The sequence below is a fragment of the Mangrovimonas cancribranchiae genome (genome assembly GCF_037126245.1).
Classification (GTDB): Bacteria; Bacteroidota; Bacteroidia; order Flavobacteriales; family Flavobacteriaceae; genus Mangrovimonas; species Mangrovimonas cancribranchiae.
The window spans coordinates 1,773,024-1,793,300 of the sequence record NZ_CP136925.1 but is presented as its reverse complement, the minus strand read 5'-3'; the positions used below and the strand labels follow the sequence as shown (position 1 = coordinate 1,793,300).

Sequence of the window (20,277 nt, the reverse complement as noted above, 5' to 3'; positions counted from 1 at the left end):
TTATAGGAGGTTATTTATAAATCTTATCGTAAAGATCTTTATGAATAGACTTGATAACGTCTCGTTTCATTTTCATGGTAGGGGTAAGGTGGCCACTATCTATAGACCAAATTACTGGGGTGAGTTCGAAACGTTTTATTTGTTCCCATTTACCAAATTTAGCGTTGCATTTATCGACTTCTTTTTGAATACGATTAATAACTTCTTCAGCAGCACATATAGCTTCTGGAGAATGTTCAATAGTTTTCTTTTTACGTTCTATCCATTCGCCAACAAATTCAAAATTAGGTTGAATAAAAGCTCCTGGCATTTTTTCGCCTTCTCCAATAACCATGACTTGTTCTATAAACCTAGATTGTTTTAATTCATTTTCTAGTAACGTAGGAATAACATATTTTCCACCAGAGGTTTTAAACATTTCTTTTTTACGTCCTGTAATTTTAAGGAAGCCTTCTTTATCAATTTCTCCTTTATCTCCCGTGTGAAAGTAGTCTCCTGTCATTACACTAGCCGTTTTTTCAGGATCTTTATAATACCCTTTCATAACGTTAGGGCCTTTTATTAAGATTTCACCATCATCGGCTATTTTTATGTCAACATTTTTAATAGGTTTTCCTACGGTTCCTACTTTAAACATGTTGTTTTTGTACATGCCTACAGATATAACAGGCGACGTTTCTGTAAGTCCGTAACCTTCCATAATTTGCATGCCTGCTGCACAGAAAATTCTAGTTAATCTAGATTGTAAAGGTGCACTTCCAGAAACCATAGTCTGTAATTCACCTCCCAATGCTTCTTGCCATTTACTAAAAATGAGTTTTCTAGCAATTTTTAATTTGAATTCGTACCATCCACCATTTTTTTTATAAGGTTCCCATTGTTCGCCAAGTTCTACAGCCCAAAATAAAAGTTTATGTTTTAGGCCTGATAGTTCTTCGGCTTTAGCCATAATTTTATCGTAAACCTTCTCCAAAAGTCTAGGGACAACACTCATTAAATGAGGCTTAATTTCTTTAGCATTGTCGCCAATTTTATCTAAACCTTCGGCGTAATACACCGAGGCACCAGCATATTGGTATAAATAAATAAGCATGCGTTCGAAAATATGGCATATAGGTAGAAAACTTAACACTCTTGTATCTGAATCTATATCAGGAAGTCTTTCAGAAGAATCTAAAGCATTACTTACTATGTTCCAGTGTGATAACATAACACCTTTAGGTCTTCCTGTAGTTCCGGAAGTATAAATAATGGTTGCTAAATCATCTGGATTCACGGCATCCATTCTAGCTTGTACGTCATCTTGATTGCTAACATCTTTTCCTAATTCAAACAATTCAGAATAGTGCTTGCAGCCTTTAATATGGTTAAAAGAGTAAACCTCCTTTAGTTTTGTTTTATCTTTAACTTGGTTAACTTTATTTAAAACTTCCTCATCAGAAACAAAGCAATATGTAGATTCACTGTGATTTAATACATATTCATAATCTTCTGCCGAAATAGTAGGGTAAATAGGAATATTTTGCGCTCCTAATTGTAAAACGCCTATATCGACAATATTCCATTCAGTACGATTTGTAGACGAAATAACCGCAATTCTATCATCTTTTTCTACACCTAACTTAAGTAGCGCCCGGCTTAAAGCATTCGCTTTATCAATATATTCTTTGGTGGAGGTTGCTACCCATTGGCCATTATATTTTGTAACTAAAGATTTATCTAGATTGTGTGTTTCCAATTGGTAATATGGAAAATCGAAAAGTCTGGTAATTTCTGTCATTTGAATTTCTAAGAAAATTGTAGATAAGAAAAGCATAAAATTACACAAGATTTTTAAATATTAATAATAACATGGTGGTTTATTTGTGTTATACTGATTTTCAGAGGTATATTTTTGTTAGAATGAAATTGTAATAATTTATAGGAACTTTTTTAATTAAAATTTTATTTTTGCCTTTCTTACTTATTGTTTTTTCGGGATGTAGCGCAGTCCGGTTAGCGCGTACGGCTGGGGGCCGTGAGGTCGCAGGTTCGAATCCTGTCATCCCGACTTTTTATATCCTTTATTCTTTAGAAAACGTTTTACTTTTTGAAATTTAAAATAGTGAAAATCAGTATGAGTAAAAACAACGTTTTTTGTAAAAACACTTATCTTTGATTTCCTAACAAAAGAAAATAAATCGCATTTACCTAAAATCCTAAATATGAAAAAACTATTACTTTTGTTTGTTGTGCTATTTGCTACAACAGCTCAGGCACAACATTCTGATGAAGAATTAGCCAAAAAATTAGCAAATCCTGTAGCCTCTTTAATTAGTTTACCGTTTCAAAATAATATCGATTTTGGTATTGGTGATAATAATGGAACACGCTATACGTTAAATATTCAACCTGTACTTCCTATTAGCATTAACGAAAAATGGAATCTTATTGGTCGTGTTGTTTTACCAGTTATTTCACAATATAATATTACAGGACAAGGCACTAACGAAAGTGGCTTAAGCGATGCTGTTGTTAGTGGTTTTTTTAGCCCTAAAGCTTCAAAAAATGGACTTACATGGGGTGTTGGTCCAGCCTTATTATTTCCAACGGGAACAGACGATTTTTTAACTACTAAAAAATTTGGTGCTGGTCCTACCGCTGTTATTTTAAAACAAGCTAAAGGAATTACTTTTGGTGCTTTAGTGAACCAAATATGGAGTTTTGCTGGAAATGAAGATAGAGCAGATGTTAATCAAATGTTTTTACAGCCCTTTTTTACTTATAACTGGTCTAGTGGCGGCGGTGTAGGTTTTAATATGGAATGGACTCAAAACTGGGAAGCCGATACAAGTACTGTTTGGTTAAATCCTACTTTTAGTGGCCTTTCAAGTTTTGGAAAACAAAAAATTTCTTTTGCCGTAGGTCCAAGATTTAATCTTAATGCACCAGATGGTCAAGATGCCGATTTAGGGTTTAGAGCTGTTTTAATTCTTCTATTCCCTAAATAGTAAAATATCTTTAAATAGATATCGTTATGAAAATACTTAATCACCAATTACTTTTAATACTATTACTAATAGGCACACAGGCTATTGCCCAAGAGCATGAGGAACACGACAGCGAGGACATTCCTTTTCATAAAATAGGTGTCGCTTTAACTCATGTAAATATGTCTAGTGGTATAAAAGATGCTGGTACCAAATGGATAACCTTACCTGGTTTTAGCTTAGATTATGACTATGTATTTTCTGAAAAATGGAGTGTTGGTTTACATACCGATATTATTATAGAAAAGTTTGCCGTACAAGAAAACTTAGATAGCGATGAAGAAATTATAGAACGTAGCTATCCTATTGCGCCAGCTGCAATGTTAGGAAGAAGATTAGGGCACCATACTATTTTATTAGGAGCTGGAGCCGAGTTTGAAAAAGAAGAAACGCTGTTTTTAAATAGATTTACTTACGAATACGGTATAGAAATTTCTGAAAAATGGGAGGTAGGCTTATCGCTTAGTTACGATTTACGATGGAACGCTTATGATAGTTATATTCTAGGTATTGTACTTTGTAGAAAACTTTAAAACCTATTTTTCAAGCTATTTTATTATGGGGAAAAACCTCTTTATCATTATTTTTATTTTCTTTCCATTACTTAGTTTTTGTCAAACAGACGATCTTTTTATAGATCTTACAGTTGCTAAAACGTTTAAAGATGATATGGGGTTTAATTATGATGCAAGTGTATCGTATAAACAAATTTTTGATCACCCAAGTTGGAGTCGGATAAATGCTAGCGGATCTGCTACATATAAATATAATACTTGGTCTTTATTAGGTGGTTTTACAACCCAATATATTTTTGATGAAGAAATAAGCAATGGTTTAGAGCTGCGTCCGTGGTTAGGTATAGGTCTTAAAACAAAAATTATAGAGGGTTTAAAGGCCAACCAATTAGGAAAAGTAGAATGGCGAAATTTTATTTACGATGGCTTAAAAAATGAAAATTATATTCGTACCACTTATTCGTTAGGGGTGCTTTACGATTTAGATATACTAAAACTAAAACATTGGCAAGTAGATACAGGTTACACCTGGTATTTTTTAAAAGACCCAGCTAGAGGCGAACGCTATGCAAATTCTAGAGAATTCCGGGTTTATATGATAAAAACCTTTACTAAAAGTAGAATTAGTATGGGGTATCTTTTAGAAAAATATAGACACTTTAATAACCTACCATTAGGTGATGCACATACTTTTAAAATTATCTATACGTTTCTTTAGTTTTATGTCTTTATAGTTTATAAAAAAGGCCAAGAATACAATCTTGACCTTTATGTTTTTTAGAACACCTCATTTAATTAGCAGGGACATAGGTGCCACAAAGACAAGGCATATAATCACCATTCATAATATCTTGTTCTACATTAAAAAACCGTGGTAAATTTATTCCTCCACCATTTCCTATGGTTGTATAGTTAAATTTAATGATACCTCTAACTCCCCGAGAAACATTTGCTGCATTGCCACCAAAATTTTCTGAAGTATTAAAACCAGATCCATCAAACAGTCCTTTAGTTACAGAGGATGTAATAACCCAAAACCAAACATTATCATAATTTGTATTAGAGGAATAACTACCAATAACAATAGCTTGTGTTATCTGCTCTGCAGTAAAAGCTCTTGCGTAAGGCTCGTTAGGATAAGTATCCTTACACATTTGGTTGGCTGCTTGCCAACCTGTTAGTCCTCCATAATTGACTCTTGCACTAGTTGACATGGCACTTCTACCTAAAATATAAGGTTCCATAAGGGGTGGTGTGGTTACCGTTGTGGCTGTTTTAGCATGTAACGCATAAGGGACGCTTAAAAGTTGGTTGGTTGTAGTAATAGTATAGTTTGTACTTCCTGTAATATCGGTTTCGGTTTTTATAAAGTAAGGGCCGTTGTTCCAATCTATAGTAGTTATATTTCCAGAGGTTATTGTCCCGGTACCAATTTCTAAACTAACTAACCCGTTTTGGTTTGTTGTTGGGGTATGCGTTTCTATATATACAGCAGTACCAGATGCATTACCTTGTAAAATACTTAACTGTATACCAACTGGTGTGTTAGCTAATAGGGTGTTATCGGCATCCCAAACAACGGTTTGATAACTCATTTTTTCGGGTGTTTGCGCGTGAAGCGAAATCACCGTAAGTAATAGAAAAAGCGTAGCTAATTTTTTCATGATGTTTATTTTTTTATGATTTTATAAGATTCTAGTTGGTGGTTGTTTTTGTAAATGTTTAAAATATACGTAGCATGTGTAAGTGTACTCATGTTTACTGTGATAGCTTGTGAGGTAAACTTTTTAGTTAGTATTAGTCTACCGTTAAGGTTAAATAGTTTAAACGATAATTCGCTAGGATTGTATGTTGTTTTTAATTGTAATGTGTTAGTTGTTGGGTTGGGGTATGCCACCATTTCTAAAGCTATATTTGGGTCGTCCTTTCCTAACGTTTCAAAAGCATAGGGTTGTTGCATGCCTTGGTTTATACTACCATCAGCACTTGAAGCATGTTGATAGGTTATTTCTCCAATAGAATAACTTATTTTTCCATTAGTGCCAGAAGCATCGCCACCTGATGTTAACGTATTTTGTTGAGAATAACCATAGTAAATACTACAACTCAATACGGTAATTAATAATAGTCTTTTCATTTTTTGAAGGGGATTAACTTTAATTAGACTTCTATGTTGAAAAGGTCAAGAATACAATCTTGACCTTTTAAGATAATTTTAGGTGATGATTTCGTTTTTACTTCTTAATCACCTTTATACTTTGTGTTTTGTTGCCACTGTTTAGCTTTAACACATAAACACCAGTAGCTAACTCTGAGGTGTTAATGTTGTTAACCGCTTGTTTAGAGCCCATAATTTTTTGCCCTTGGATGCTATATAGCTCATAACTAAATTGTTTAAGGTTAGTTTGAATATACAACATATGGGTTGTTGGATTAGGGTAAACCATAAATTCTGTAGAACTTACATCTTCTGTGCTTAACATTGTTTGCATTTCGTAAGCCCCAACATCAATTGTGGTATCAAAAATTCTAGGGTTACCAGTAATATCTGTGCTTTCTGTGTTAAAACTATTATCGCCTGCATTTATAAGTACGCTACCGTTAGCCGGATATAAACCATCGTCTGCGGTATTCCAAACACCATCGGCGCCAATAGGGTTATTACTATCTACAAAAGGACTTGCGGTAAGTTGGGTAAAGCTATTGCCAACTAGGTATGAGGTTTCACTAAAATTATTAGCACTACTGGCTGTAATAAAAGAAGTAACATCATTGTAAATATCAGTAGGAGTATTATTATGTAATACTGTATTATAAATTGTAGAGTTGGAGTTGTCTTGATTGTAGATACCTCCACCATAATCTGCCGAGTTTTTAGAAAAGGTAGCATTGTAAATGTTTGGATAAGAGTAGTTGTTGTACATCCCACCACCAGCAATACCGGTTACATTTTCTGAAAAAACAGCGTTATAAATACTAGGGTTTGAAAGGAAATTGTATATCCCACCTCCTTCTGATAGAGATGTGTTTTGAGAAAAAATTGTGTTATATATAATCGGAGAAGAGGTGTTGTTATACATGCCAGCTCCTCGGTCTTTATAAATATGATGCTCATTAATAACGAAGGTGTCGCTACTATTTGCATGCCCCTCTGTGATTATAAACCCATCAATAACATTGGTGTTATTTAGATGGTTAGTAACAATAACATGATAAGTATTATCGCTAGTATCATTTAAATTACCTATATCACCACTTAAAATGGTTGGGTTGCTATAATCTTGAGTGTCTGTACCTACTATATAACTACCTTTTAGTTGTATATTTTCATGAATTAAAAAATAGTAGTCTCTAGGACTGTCGCAATTATTAGTACATAAACGAGATGTTGATGGTGTAAAGGTTTGTCCGCCAGCGACACGAATTTCACCAGTAAGGCCACATTCTTGTAAGGACAATGCGACTTCTAAATCGGTAAACGCGTTTGTCCAATCAGTACCATCATTAGTGCCTGTTGCATTGGCATCTACATAGATTATTTCATTTACATTAAGCCCTTCACAAGAACTTTGAAACTCATAGGCGCCAATATCTATAGTGGTGTTAGATATTCTATTTTGAGCGTTTAGGTCTAGTGATAAAGGGTTGGCGGTGTTATCGCCAGCATCGGCAGCAGGTGAATCGTAATTTATTTCGTATCCGTTAGTATAGATTGGATCTGTATTTTCTATATTGTTGTTTCCAGTAATATTAGGTGGCATATTTCCGTTATTATCTGTAGTTGTATTATAGAACAAGCAATAGTTGGCGGTTCCTGTACCAGCACCACCATCGTCATTTATGTTACCGTTAGTGCCACTATTGTTGGTAAAGATGGTATTAGTAGCGTTTATATTACCATTATAAAAATGGACACCACCACCTTTGTTGGCGTTATTATTGGCAATGGTACAGTTAATAATATTTATAGTGCCGCTTTCAGCAGACATAGCACCACCATTAGCTGAAGCGGTATTTGAGTTAAAAAGACAATTTATAATATCTAGTATACCACCAAAGGATATTAACCCAGCACCAATACCAATTTCTGGGTCGTCTGTGGTATCTGCTACGTTACTTCTTAGGGTACAATTGTAAATGCGGTTGTCGCCATTGTTATACACACCTGCTCCAGAACGTCCAATAGCTGGTTGTGAGTTATCTGTACTATCATCGGCAAAGCCCCATTGTATAAAAAAGCCATTAATTTCGGTGTTATCACCCAGCATGGTTACAATGGTATGGCTGTCACCTTCATTTTCAGTTCCTGAACCATTTAAATCGCCACTTAAAATGGTTGGGTTTTCTGCCCAGTTGCGTTCATCAGCAGTGGTTTCTGTGCCGTTAAAACCTCCTAGAACGGTTACATTACTTGGAATGGTAAAACTGTCTGTTTGTTCTGTTCCTGGTGTGTACGTACCTGCGGCTACCCAGATTTCCTGACTGTTATCACAGGGCGTATTTTGTAGTGCTAATTGAAGACTAGTATAGGCATTGCTCCATGAACTACCATCGTTATTTCCAGTAGTTTGGTTAGCGTTAACATATACAATAGGGTTAGAGCCGAACGGTATCATTGTATCATAACAACCACTAGATGCTTGTGTGTTAATACTCATCATGTAATTAGCACCATCTATATCATTTTGATTAAGAGTTCTTTTTACTTGTCCTGGAGCAATACTGTAATGCATCATAGCGGTATTGTCTATTACATGACCATGGTTGTGACCGTGACCTAACTCATGAGAGGCAACACTTTCAAAGTCAACTTGACTAGATGTTGGGTTACTAGGACCATAATTCCAGTCGAAATCTGGATTAAAACGAATGTCTAATTCAACGATAAAGTAATTTCTATTATCTGGTTCTCCAACAGGGTAGCAATAAGATCCTCTTGTAAGGCATTGTCCTAAGGTTGTACTATTCATTTCTCCAGAATTGGCAAAACGAATGATGTTTATATCGTCATTAGCATTTTCATTTACTGTAGTTGTGCTTCCTAGTTGCCAGTTAATATCTGATTGGCAACGCCATAGATTAAAAGATTTTATAAATGTTTCTCTAGCAGCAACATTGTTATAAAAACTGTTTTCCATTTGCCAAACATATCCACCGCTACTATTTTGAGCAATATGATTTAATAAGTACGCCATATTATTATCAGCACTTACATTTATCAAGTTGTATGTAATGTTTATTGGTGTAGAGAATGTGTTGCTACCTCCATCTGTAATTACATATACGCTACCATTTCCTGCATTGTAAGGAACTTCTACTTCTATGGAAGTATCGGTCCAAGAGCTTATTTGAGAATTTAAGGCGACAACTTGTGAGGCGCCAGCATCGTTGGCATTAGAGAAAGCTACCGTGCCAGGTGTTGTGCCAAAACCAGATCCTGAAATAGTAATAATATCACCAGCACCAGCTCTTACTGTATTAGGTGTTACAGAAGTTATATTAGAACTTTGATTTTGCGTTGAAGCGGTTGTTCTTTGTAATAGCGGAGAAGCTTGTGTAAAGGTTTGTCTTAACGTGTTGTAAAATGCTTCTCTTGATTGAAATTGATCGAATAGCCCTTTTACACTATTGTCTATAGCGCTATACTTAAATACAGATTGCGCTCCGGCGTAACTTTGAAATTGTTGATTAGCAGGAAAGTTAGGGTTGGCTTTTGCCGATATTAGCGGTTTTAACGTAAATACACCTTTGTCATGTATATTTAGCTTAAGGGTATGAGATGCCATTAAAAACTGGCCATTAACTTCGCCACCAAGCACGACAATTTGTATTTGCTCTTGGTTAATATTACCTTTTAAGACTTGAGCCAAGTTTAGTGTGTAACTAGTATAGATGTTTTTTTTATCTGTGTCCCAATAGCTTTGTGAGGCCGTGATTTCTCCTTCAACAACAACATTGGCTTGACTAAAATGTTTGTTGAGGTTTAAGGGAATAACTTGCCCATAAGAGAGTTGCATAAAAGCAAAACAAACCAATGTAAAAAGGTATTGCTTTTTTAAAAAAAGACGGTTTAGTAGAGTAAGATAAGTCATTTTGATGTTCATTAAAATAGTTTGGAGTGCTAAGTTACTTATGCTGCTAACCATTATCAATACGTAGGTCTACGTATTAAAAAAGGCCAAGTATTATACTTGACCTTTTAAGGTAGTTTAGTTAATGACTCTGTTTTTACTTCTTTATCACCTTTATACTTTGTGTTTTGTTGCCACTGTTTAGCTTTAACACATAAACACCAGTAGCTAACTGTGAGGTGTTAATGGTATTTACAGCTTGTTTAGAGCCCATAATTTTTTGCCCTTGTATGTTGTACAATTCATAGCTAAATTGTTTAAGGTTAGTTTTAATATACAACATATGGGTTGTTGGGTTAGGGTAAACCACGAACTCATTATTTGTTTTATTAACAGAGTTATTACTTAAGGTTGATTGTAATTCATAAGCCCCAACATCAATTGTGCTATTAAAAATTCTAGGGTTACCAGTAATATCTGTGCTTTCTGTATTAAAACTATTATCGCCTGCATTTATAAGTACGCTACCGTTAGCTGGATATAAGCCATCGTCTTCGGTATTCCAAACACCATCGGCGCCAATAGGGTTGCTACTATCTACAAAAGGGTCTACGGTAAGTTGGGTAAAGCTTACCCCTTGGTTTCCTAAAAGATAAGAGGTTTCGCTAAAGTTGTTGGCGCTATTGTTATCAATAGAAGAATTGGTGTGATTAGAAATATCGTTACCAGTATTATTATACAAAACCGTATTATAAAGTACAGGGTTTGAAGTCTCATCATTATACATGCCACCGCCACCATCGGTAGCAGAATTATTAGAAAACGTGCTATTGGTTATACTAAGGGAGGAGGAGTAGCGATTGTACATCCCACCACCTCTAGGAGCAAAGTTATTAGAAAACGTGCTATTGGTTATACTAGGGGAGGAACGGTTGTTAAACATCCCACCACCAACACCGCCAACATCGGTAGCAGAGTTATTAGAAAACGAGCTATTGGATATGCTAGGGTCTGAGTAGCGATTGAACATAGCACCACCTCTAGGAGCAGAATTATTAGAAAACGTGCTATTGGTTATACTTGGGGAGGAGTAGTTGTTATACATACCACCACCATTACCTGAAAAATTAAGTCCATTTACAGCAGTATTAGTATTACTGGCATGCCCATTAGTAACGGTAAAACCGTCAATAGTTGCAGCATTAGTTAGGTCGATGGTAATAACAACATGGTAGATGTTATCGCTATTGTCGTTTAGTGTGCCAATATCACCACTTAAAATGGTTGGGTTACTATAGTCTTGGGTGTCTGTACCCACCACATAACTACCTCTAAGTTGAATGTCCTCATGTATTAAAAAATAATAACCTCTTGGGCTAGTACAGCCACTGGTACATAAACGAGAAGTGGAAGGGTAAAACGTTTGTCCGCCAGCAACACGCATTTCGCCAGTAAAACCACAATTTTGTTGCAAGGACAAAGCGCTTTCTAAACTGGTAAGGGCATTTGCCCAACTACTACCGTCGTTATTGCCTGTGGCGTTTTTGTTTACATAAACTATAGTTCCTATGCTTAAATCACCACATAAATTTTGAAACTCATAAGCGCCAATATCTATAGTTGTATTAGATATTCTATTTTGCGCATTTAGGTCTAATGATAAAGGGTTGGCCGTGTTATCGCCAGCATCTACTGCAGGAGAGTTATTTGCTATTGCATAGCCGTTAGTATAGATTGGATCGGTATTTTCTATATTATTGTTTCCAGTAATATTGGGAGGTACACCTCCATTATTATCTGTAGTTGCATTGTAGAACAAGCAATAGTTGGCGGTCCCTGTTCCAGCGCCACCATAATCATTTATATTACCGTTAGTGCCGCTATTATTGGTGAAAATAGTGTTTGTAGCGTTTACATTTCCATTATAAAAATGAACACCGCCACCTCTATTAGCGTTATTGTTGGCAATGGTACAGTTAATAAGATTTATCGTACCGCCTTCGGCAGATATAGCACCACCATTTGTGGCTGTATTGGAACTAAAAGATGTGTTTATAACCTCTAATTCTCCTCCATAGGATCCTAGACCAGCACCAATACCACCTATTGTACCGCCTGCTATATTGCTTCGTATACTGCAATTGTAAATGCGGTTATCACCATTATTATACACACCAGCACCAGCTAAGCCAATACCATATGGTGAGCTAATCCAAGTCTCAGCATCGGCATACCCCCATTGTATAAAGAAGCCATTTATTTCGGCATTGTCACCCAGCATGGTGACAATGGTATGGCTGTCACCTTCATTTGCGGTTTGGCTATTGTTTAAATCGCCACTTAAAATGGTTGGATTTTCTGCCCAGTTGCGTTCATTGGCAGTGGTTTCTGTGCCATTAAATCCACCAAGTACTGTTACGTTGCTAGGAATAGTAAAGCTTTCGGTTTGCAAAGTTCCAGGAGTGTAGGTTCCGTCTGCTACCCAGATTTGTAAAGGCGTAGTTTGCCAAGCATTATCTTGATTATTATTAGCCCAACGTAAAGCCTCTGCCAATTCAATAATGGCATTTGCCCAAGAGTTTCCGCTACCATTACCGCCACTTACATTTTTATTTACATATAAAATATTGTTGGCACTTGGGTAAATATCGTTTGTAGTCAATTGGCTCTCATAAGCACCAACATCAATAGTGTTATCATAAATTCTTTGGTTTCTTGTAATATCGCTATTTTCAATATTAAAACTATTATCACCAGCATTTATAAGGATACTATAATAAGTTGGATGTAACCCATCGTCTGCTGTACCCCAAATACCATCATCGCCAATAGGGGAACTGCTATTTAAAAACGGGTCTACTGTAAGAGCGTTGAAACCAGAACCTGTATAGTTTTCACTGTAATTATTAGCACTGTTATCTGTTATAGAACCATCTGCTAAAAAATGATCAATATCATTAGGGGTATTGTTATAAAATACCGTATTATATACTTCAGGATTATTATTTTCGCCTATACCAATATAAATAGCACCACCACCATCAGAACCACCTATATTTCCATAAAAAGTAGTATTTATTAAACTTGGAGAGGAGGAATCTGAATTCATTATACCACCGCCCGCTAATGTTGATGAATTATTAATAAACACTGTATTAGTAATATTAGGATCAGAGTTATCGTTATAAATACCTCCTCCAAGTGCGGCCGAATTTTCATAAATTACGGTGTTGATAATATTTGGATTGGATGCACCGTTCACCATACCGCCACCCTGCGCCGCTGAGTTTTCATAAATTACCGTATTGGTCATGTTAATATTAGAAGAAGCATTGTACAGACCTCCGCCATACCTACCTGTTGGTAGATAGGTTAGGCCACCAATAGTTTGATAAACATTACTATCATTAGCATTTCCTTTAGTAATTGCAAAACCATCAATTTGTGCAGCATTGGTTAGGTTAGCAGTTATAACTACTGTCAGGGTATTATCGCTATTATCGTTAATAATACCAATATCACCACTTAATATGGTAGGATTGGTATAGTCTTGTGTAAATGTATGAGGGATATACCCACCTTTAAGTTGAATATCTTCATGAATTAAAAAATAGTAACCTCTAGGGGTCTCACAACCTTGGGTACATAATCTAGATGCTGACGGGGTAAAGGTTTGTCCGCCTGCCACAAGTATCTCACCTGTAAAGCCACATTCCTGTAAAGCTAATGCTGTTTCTAAATTTCTAAAGGCATTCCCCCAGCTATTACCAGTTCTATATCCTGTGGCTGTTTTATCTACATAGATAGTGTTACCTACGTTAAGATCGCATAAACTTCCTGTCTCATAAGCGCCAATATCTATAGTGCTGTTTTGTATTCTATCTTGAAAACTTAAGTCTTTTGTTAAGGTGTTGGCTGTGTTGTCTCCAGCATCAATAGCTGCAGAGGTATAGGTCAGTTTGTAATCAGGTCTAAGATCTGGATCTGTATTTTCTAAATTATTATTACCTGTAATATTAGGTGGGATATTACCGTCATTTTCACTAGTTGTATTGTAGAACAAACAATAGTTGGCGGTTCCTGTACCAGCACCACCATCATCATTTATATTCCCATTAGTGCCACTATTATTGGAGAATATGGTATTTGTAGCATTAACATTACCATTGAAAAAGTGTATACCGCCACCTTTATTAGCGGTATTGTCTGCAATAGTACAGTTTATAATATTTGTAGTGCCGCTTTCAACAGAGATTGCTCCACCATTTTCTGAGGCCGAGTTATTATAAAACAAGGTGTTAACGATATCTAGAGTGCCACCAAAAGATACGATACCACCCCCAATACCAGAATCTATTGCGGTATTATCTGTTATAATACAATTGTAAATTTTATTGTTACCGTTGTTGTAAATAGCAGCGCCAGAGCGACCAATGGCTGGTTGTGAGTTATCTGTGCTATCATCGGCATATGCACCTCTTATAGTAAATCCGTTTATTTCTGCTTCATTACTTAGCATGGTTATAATAGTATGACTGTTACCTGGATTTGAAACAAAAGTATTTATTCCTCCACTTAATATAGTTAGATTAGCAACCCAATCTCGTTGATCTATATCGGTTTCTGTACCATTAAACCCGCCTAGTAGTCTTATGCCATATGGAACTATAAAAGAGGCTGTTTGATCATTGCCATCAGTTGGCTTATAATTACCAGATGCCACTAGAATATTTTTTATATTATCTCCACAAGAGGTCGAGTTTTGTAATGCTGTTTGTAAGCTGGTATAGGCATTCTCCCATGATGTACCATTTTTAAGCCCTGTCGTTTGATTTTGATTAACATATACTGTAGTATTAAGGCTTCTATGCCTCATGCGGCTATACTGACTGCATCCATCTGGTAAAAACTGAATACTTTTCCACATCATATATTCAGTGGCATCGACGTCACCTTCATTTAGGGTTCTTCTTACTTCACCTGGTGTAATATCTTCGTAATGCATCACGGAATTAGGATTTATTACGTAACCAATACTTTGGCCAAGACCTAATTCACGTAAAGCGATACTTTCAAGGTCAACTTGATTAGAAGCGGGAGCTTCTATTCCATAATTCCAATCGATATCTGGATTAAAATGAATATCCATTTCAGAAACAATAAAATCTCCATTAACAACGTCGGGGCAAGATTCTCCCATCATTATAGACTGTCCAAATATACCAGCACTTAGTTCTCCAGGGTTAGCAAAACGAATAATGTTAGTGTTGTCCCAATCGGTTTCATTTAAAGAGGTTGCTTCTCCTACTTTCCAGTTTAACCTAGAAGCACAACGCCACGAATTAAATGCTCTCATGAAAGCTGTTTTGGCAGGCGTATTATTGTTAAAACCACTTTCCATTCGCCAAGTATATCCATGGCTATTGTCGTCATTTATAAACCTTGTGTCGTTAAAATAGTCTTTAATGTTATAATCGATGGTTATAGCGCTAGTAAATGTACCATTAGACGTATTTGCGTATACGGTGCCAGTTGCTGCATCAGAGGGAACTTCTACCTCTATCTGTGTATCAGACCAAGATACAATAGTTCCTTCAACTTGGCTAATCCCACCATCTTGGGCATCGTCAAAATAAACAGTTCCTGTACTACTTCCAAAGTTATTACCGTTAATTGTAATTACTTGTTCTGTACCAGCACTTATGTTAGAAGGTGGGTATATAGATGAAATATTTGCATTTTGGTTTTGTGTTGAAGAGGTTGTTCTTTGTAATAGCGGAGAAGCTTGTGTGAAAGTTTGTCTTAAAGTATTGTAAAATGCCTCTCTTGATTGAAATTGATCGAAAAGACCTGTAACACGATTATCTATATCATTGTATTTAAAAGCTGATTGCGAACCAGCATAACTTTGAAATTGAAGGTTCGTAGGAAAGTTAGGGTTGGGGTGTGCTGAGGTTAACGACTTTAATGTAAACACCCCTTTATCATACATTTTTAGATTAAGTGTGTGGCTTGCTTTTAAAAATTTATTATCTACTTGTCCACCAAGTACAACAATTTGTATCTGGTCTTGGTTAATGTTGCCTTTTATAACTTGAGCTACGTTTAGCGTGTAGCTGGTGTAAATTTTACTCCTCTTGGCATTCCAATAACTTTGGGAGCCCGTAATTTCTCCTTCAACAATAACATTGGCTTGACTAAAATGTTTGTTAATGTTTAAGGGAACAACTTGCCCATAGGATAGTTGTATAAAAATAAAACAGGCTAATGTAAGGAAATGCTGTTTTTTAAAAAGACGATGTTTTAATTGAGTAAGATAAGTCATTGTTAATGTTCTTTAAGTTCTATTTGGTATGTAAAATTACTTATGCTGCTAACCATTATCAATACGTAGACCTACGTATTGAAACTAAAAAAGGCCAAGTGTAATACTTGACCTTTTCATATAAATAGCTACCCCTTCTATTTTAATAGCCTTTAATAGACTATAACTGCAAAGGAGTGAAAGTTTTGTTTTAAAATCAATACGTAGACCTACGTATTGTGTAGAGTATTAGTTAAAAACTTCTGGGTGATTTTTTAACCAAATAATTAGGGCGTTTTGTTTGCTAGAGTCTATTTGTAGCTTTTTTATAATGTTACTACGGTGTTTTTCAACGGTGCGTTTAGAGATAAATAATTCCTCGGCTATTTGTGTACTGTTAAGGTTTTTGTTGAGGTATTTTAAGATTTTTATTTCGGTAACTGATAATTGTTCAATGTTACTGTTGTCATCGGTATCAAAATGTATGTTACTCTTTAATTTGCTACTAATAAATGTGTCGCCTTTTTTTAGGGTTTCTAGGCATAACTCTAATTCTTCCAGAGCACTATCTTTAGTGATGTATCCATGAATGCAATGGCCTATTTCATTTAAAATTGATTCTTGTTTGTGTAGGGTTAAGATGACTACTTTGGTGGGTAATTCATTTTTTTCTATTTCAATGGCAACTTCAAGACCATTAAGTTTTGGCATATCGAAGTCCAGGATGGCTATATCTGGTTTTAAGTTTAGGGTTTTTAAATAGGCGTCATTTCCATCAATGGCTGTTGCTATTACATGATATCCTTTTTTTTCTAAAAACTCTTTGGTGCCATTTAATAATAAAGGGTGATCGTCGGCTAATAAAATAGTTGTAGGCATAACTTATTTTTTGGGAACTTGTATTTGGATGGTTGTACCTTTTCCTTTTTCAGAATTTATACTTAATTGTGCTTGTATAATTTGTGCACGCTCTTTTAAGGTTTTCATCCCAAGGCTATTTAAAAGTTGGCTGTTTTCGGTAAGGTCGAAACCAATACCATTATCTTTTATTTGAAATAATACATATTTCTCCGCATCTTTAGCCATAACATTACAAGCTTTAGCTTGCGAATGCTTTTCAACATTGTTTAAACATTCTTGAATCATACGATAAATAAATATTTCTTTGTCTTTAGGGATATTTAAGTCTTGTATGTCTATATCTTCTGAATAAAAAATATCGGAGCTTTTTTGAAAGCTTTCAACGGTATTTTCTATCGAAGCAATTAGTCCTAACTTTTCAAATTGAAACGGATGTAAGTTTTGCGAAATACTCCTAACTTCATCTATGGTATTATCTATTAAATTCATATCGGTAGTTTCGTCAGAATCTAATAAAATTTTGTTTTTAATTAGTAGTAAACTTTGGCCAACACTGTCATGTAATTCGCTGGAAATGCGTTTGCGTTCGGTTTCAACATTTCTAATTAAATCCTGAGCAAATGCTTTTTCTAATTTGGCTTTTCTTTTAGAAAACTTGTTAGAGCGCCACAGATAAAGAATAATAAATAGTGCTACTAACGATAGACCACCAAACCAAAGTAATTGTTTTTTACGCTTGTTTTGTTCGTCTAGTAAAGTTATTTTACTGTTTTGCAGTTTTATTTTTTGGTCACGTTTTTCGGTTTCATATAATGTTTGGTAGTAGGCAAGAGCTTTTGTTTTTTGTACCGATTTTATAGAGTCTAAAATATGTTGCGAAACCTTATAGTGTGTCAATGATTGTTTAGGTTTATTTAAAGCTTCGTAAACTTTACCCAAAAACTCTTCTGCTTTCTGAATGGTGTTTATATCGTTAGTTTTAATTAGCATATTAAGATGCTCGTTGCCTAATGTTTCGGCTTTAGAATATTGTTTATTAGCATAGGCTAAACTTTTTAAAGCATTATAATAATGAACTTTGTAGATGCCTTCGGTATTACGTTTATCTTTTTCTATTTCTTTTAAGTAGAAATTTGCTTTGTTGATACTATCATTTTCAGCGTAGGCAACAATTAATTCATTCAATAAAATAGGTTTAAAATAATCGAAGTAATTCGATTTCTTATTTGCAGCAATAGCTTTATGTAAATACTTAATGCGTTGTGTTTCTAGATTTTGTTTTTTGTTATCAGTAGCCTCATTGACATAAAGCGGAATAAGTTGCCCGTAGCTTTTTATTTTTTCGGCAAGCGAAATCGCTTCAATACGTTCTTCTCTGGCTTCTGTTAAAAACCCGTTAGAACTGTATAAAAGTGATAGCGCATTTTTTGAAGCAATAATATTAAATGTGTCTTTTACGGTATTAAATATTTTTGAAGCCTTTTGTAGTGTTTGCGATGCTTTTACAAAATTGCCTTCGTCAGTATAGGCATAACCTTGATATAAGGTAGCCATTGCTTCAACACGTTGATCTTTTGCTTTTTTTGCAAAGGCTATAGCCTTGCTGTAATGAGACATGGCAGAATCTACTTGTTTTATAAAGTAAAAACTGTCTCCCGAATCGATATAAAGACTTGCTATATTTCTATAACTTATTTTATTTTTTAAAGTATTAAAATAGTTGTTGAAAATAACAATGCCTTCTTCGGGGTTTCCTAAGATGTTATTATGGTAGTTAATTAGGTTTGTAGTATTGTAAGCAGCTATATTAAACGAGTCTAATAATATGGCATAATCTATAGTTTTACGAGCGATAGAATCGTATGCAAAATCTGTTTTGTTTCTTACAGTAGCTGTTAAACTATCTAGCAATTTTAATTTTTTCGCTTTGCTTTTTTCTAATTGTATTTGAGTGTTTAACTCGTTAACAATTGGTTGTGTTTTCAAGTCTTGTGCGCAAATAATACTTGCAACAAGCAAAAAAATAGAGGTTAATAGTGGCTTCATTTAGAACAGATTTCCGAATCTAAATTACTAAAAAATACGTTATTTCCTACTTTCAATCCATGTTCTAGCATTCACAAAAGCTTCCAACCAAGGCGATACTTCATCTTGTCTGTTGCTAGGGTAGTGTGCCTAATTCCATGTAATATAACGTGTTACCCTAATCTTTCGTTGTCATTAATAGAATAAAAGGAGTTTTTTTTCTACCTTCCCCTTTCTTAAAATTATCTCGAAATGAAAAAAATTCTGTGTGTTTTTACCATTTGTTTGACGCTTGTTGGCTTTGCTCAAAAAAAGCCTTCTAATATCAATCATGGACAAATTTCTCAAAAACATTATCACGATACAATCGCATACAAGATGTTTAAAGATAAAATGTTAGTACCTGTCATTATTGAAGGGAAATCTTATACATTTTTATTTGATACAGGTGCACCTTTTTCTTTATCAAAAGCTCTTTATCAGGAATTTAAGCCTGATATTATTGATGTTATAGACGTGCATGATGCATCGGGAAATGTAGCTGCTATTAACATTGTTTCTTTACCAAAGTTACAGTTGGGAGCATTAACTTTTGAAGATACGCCAGGTTTTTTATTGCAACAAAATGCAGAGGTTTATTTCCAGTGTATAGGGATTGATGGTATTATAGGGAGTAATATGTTGCGGAATTCTGTGGTACAGATAGATGATCAAAAGAAACATATTATTATAACAGACAAGGCCAAGAATTTGGAAATAAATACGGAGTTTTATTCAACCATGGAACTTTCCAAAACACAGAGCAATCCATTTATTCATATTAAATTGGAGAAAGGAGAAGCTAGTGCTGCAGATCGGGTATTGTTTGATACTGGAGCCGATGACTTCTATGCGATGTCTAAGAAGGCGTGTCAGTATTTTGAAGAAAAAACAGATGTGTTGGACGTTCTAGCTAAAGCCAACGGAGCCAATAGTTGGGGAATGCATGGATTTGCCAAAAAAAATGAGAAATTGATACTTAAAATCCCTAAAATGATTATTAATACGGAGGTATTTAAAGATGTCTTTGTGAATACTACCACCAGCAATGAGTCACGGTTTGGCGCCAAAGTATTGTCTTTTGGAAAAGTGACACTGGATTATGACAAGCAACGTTTCTATTTTGATTCCTATGATTTAGTAGATTTAAGAACCTTTGTGAAACCACCGTTTGTTGTGCAGCCAACCATGAAAGACGAACAATTGGTCGTTGGTATTATTTGGGATGAAACACTTAGCGAGCAAGTAAAATTAGGAGATTATATTTTGAAAGTCAATGAGTTTTCCTATGAAGATAAAAATTTTTGTGAATTGGTAGTTCATCAGAATGATGATATAGGGGATGAAATAGTCATGACCCTTAAAGATATGGATACTGGAGAGATTAAAACCGTAACCGTCGGTAGGTTAAAATAACCACCTTTGGATTAAGT

Annotated in this window: 11 protein-coding genes and 1 tRNA gene; 5 read left to right on the top strand and 7 right to left on the bottom strand. The window is 35.0% G+C overall.

Annotated features, from left to right (window positions below; translation table 11 throughout):
- Positions 1–10 precede the first annotated feature (10 nt).
- A complete protein-coding gene (locus R3L15_RS08025) occupies positions 11–1,780 on the bottom strand; it encodes a long-chain fatty acid--CoA ligase (protein WP_338734125.1) in 1,770 nt (589 codons plus the stop codon).
- A 195-nt stretch (positions 1,781–1,975) separates the two neighbouring features.
- Here R3L15_RS08025 and R3L15_RS08020 point away from each other — a divergent pair.
- The 4 genes from R3L15_RS08020 (at position 1,976) to R3L15_RS08005 (ending at position 4,262) form a co-directional block, all read left to right on the top strand.
- Positions 1,976–2,050: transfer RNA gene (locus R3L15_RS08020), tRNA-Pro, on the top strand.
- A gap of 154 nt (positions 2,051–2,204) precedes the next feature.
- Complete coding sequence (locus R3L15_RS08015) at positions 2,205–2,990, top strand: hypothetical protein (RefSeq protein WP_338731015.1); 786 nt, start codon at positions 2,205–2,207, stop codon at positions 2,988–2,990.
- Positions 2,991–3,016: 26 nt separating this feature from the next.
- The gene (locus R3L15_RS08010) at positions 3,017–3,562 is read left to right on the top strand and encodes a hypothetical protein (RefSeq protein WP_338731014.1); all 546 of its coding nucleotides are present in this window, start codon (positions 3,017–3,019) and stop codon (positions 3,560–3,562) included.
- Positions 3,563–3,587: 25 nt separating this feature from the next.
- Positions 3,588–4,262, top strand: a complete 675-nt coding sequence (locus R3L15_RS08005) for a hypothetical protein (RefSeq protein WP_338731013.1) — start codon at positions 3,588–3,590, stop codon at positions 4,260–4,262.
- Positions 4,263–4,335: 73 nt separating this feature from the next.
- On the opposite strand, the gene R3L15_RS08000 is transcribed toward R3L15_RS08005, so the two are convergent.
- The 6 genes from R3L15_RS08000 to R3L15_RS07975 form a co-directional block, all read right to left on the bottom strand.
- Positions 4,336–5,208 carry a hypothetical protein gene (locus tag R3L15_RS08000; protein WP_338731012.1) on the bottom strand — a complete coding sequence of 291 codons (873 nt, stop codon included), beginning with the start codon at positions 5,206–5,208 and terminating at the stop codon, positions 4,336–4,338.
- Between the two features lie 5 nt (positions 5,209–5,213).
- Positions 5,214–5,681, bottom strand: a complete 468-nt coding sequence (locus R3L15_RS07995) for a T9SS type A sorting domain-containing protein (RefSeq protein WP_338731011.1) — start codon at positions 5,679–5,681, stop codon at positions 5,214–5,216.
- A 97-nt stretch (positions 5,682–5,778) separates the two neighbouring features.
- A complete protein-coding gene (locus R3L15_RS07990) occupies positions 5,779–9,648 on the bottom strand; it encodes a choice-of-anchor Q domain-containing protein (RefSeq protein ID WP_338731010.1) in 3,870 nt (1,289 codons plus the stop codon).
- 124 nt (positions 9,649–9,772) lie between these two features.
- A complete protein-coding gene (locus tag R3L15_RS07985; RefSeq protein WP_338731009.1) occupies positions 9,773–15,940 on the bottom strand; it encodes a choice-of-anchor Q domain-containing protein in 6,168 nt (2,055 codons plus the stop codon).
- Positions 15,941–16,168: 228 nt separating this feature from the next.
- Positions 16,169–16,798, bottom strand: a complete 630-nt coding sequence (locus tag R3L15_RS07980; RefSeq protein WP_338731007.1) for a response regulator transcription factor — start codon at positions 16,796–16,798, stop codon at positions 16,169–16,171.
- 3 nt (positions 16,799–16,801) lie between these two features.
- Positions 16,802–18,826 carry a sensor histidine kinase gene (locus R3L15_RS07975; RefSeq protein ID WP_338731006.1) on the bottom strand — a complete coding sequence of 675 codons (2,025 nt, stop codon included), beginning with the start codon at positions 18,824–18,826 and terminating at the stop codon, positions 16,802–16,804.
- A 231-nt stretch (positions 18,827–19,057) separates the two neighbouring features.
- Here R3L15_RS07975 and R3L15_RS07970 point away from each other — a divergent pair, with 231 nt between their 5' ends.
- Complete coding sequence (locus tag R3L15_RS07970; protein WP_338731005.1) at positions 19,058–20,260, top strand: retropepsin-like aspartic protease; 1,203 nt, start codon at positions 19,058–19,060, stop codon at positions 20,258–20,260.
- The last annotated feature ends 17 nt before the right edge of the window (positions 20,261–20,277 follow it).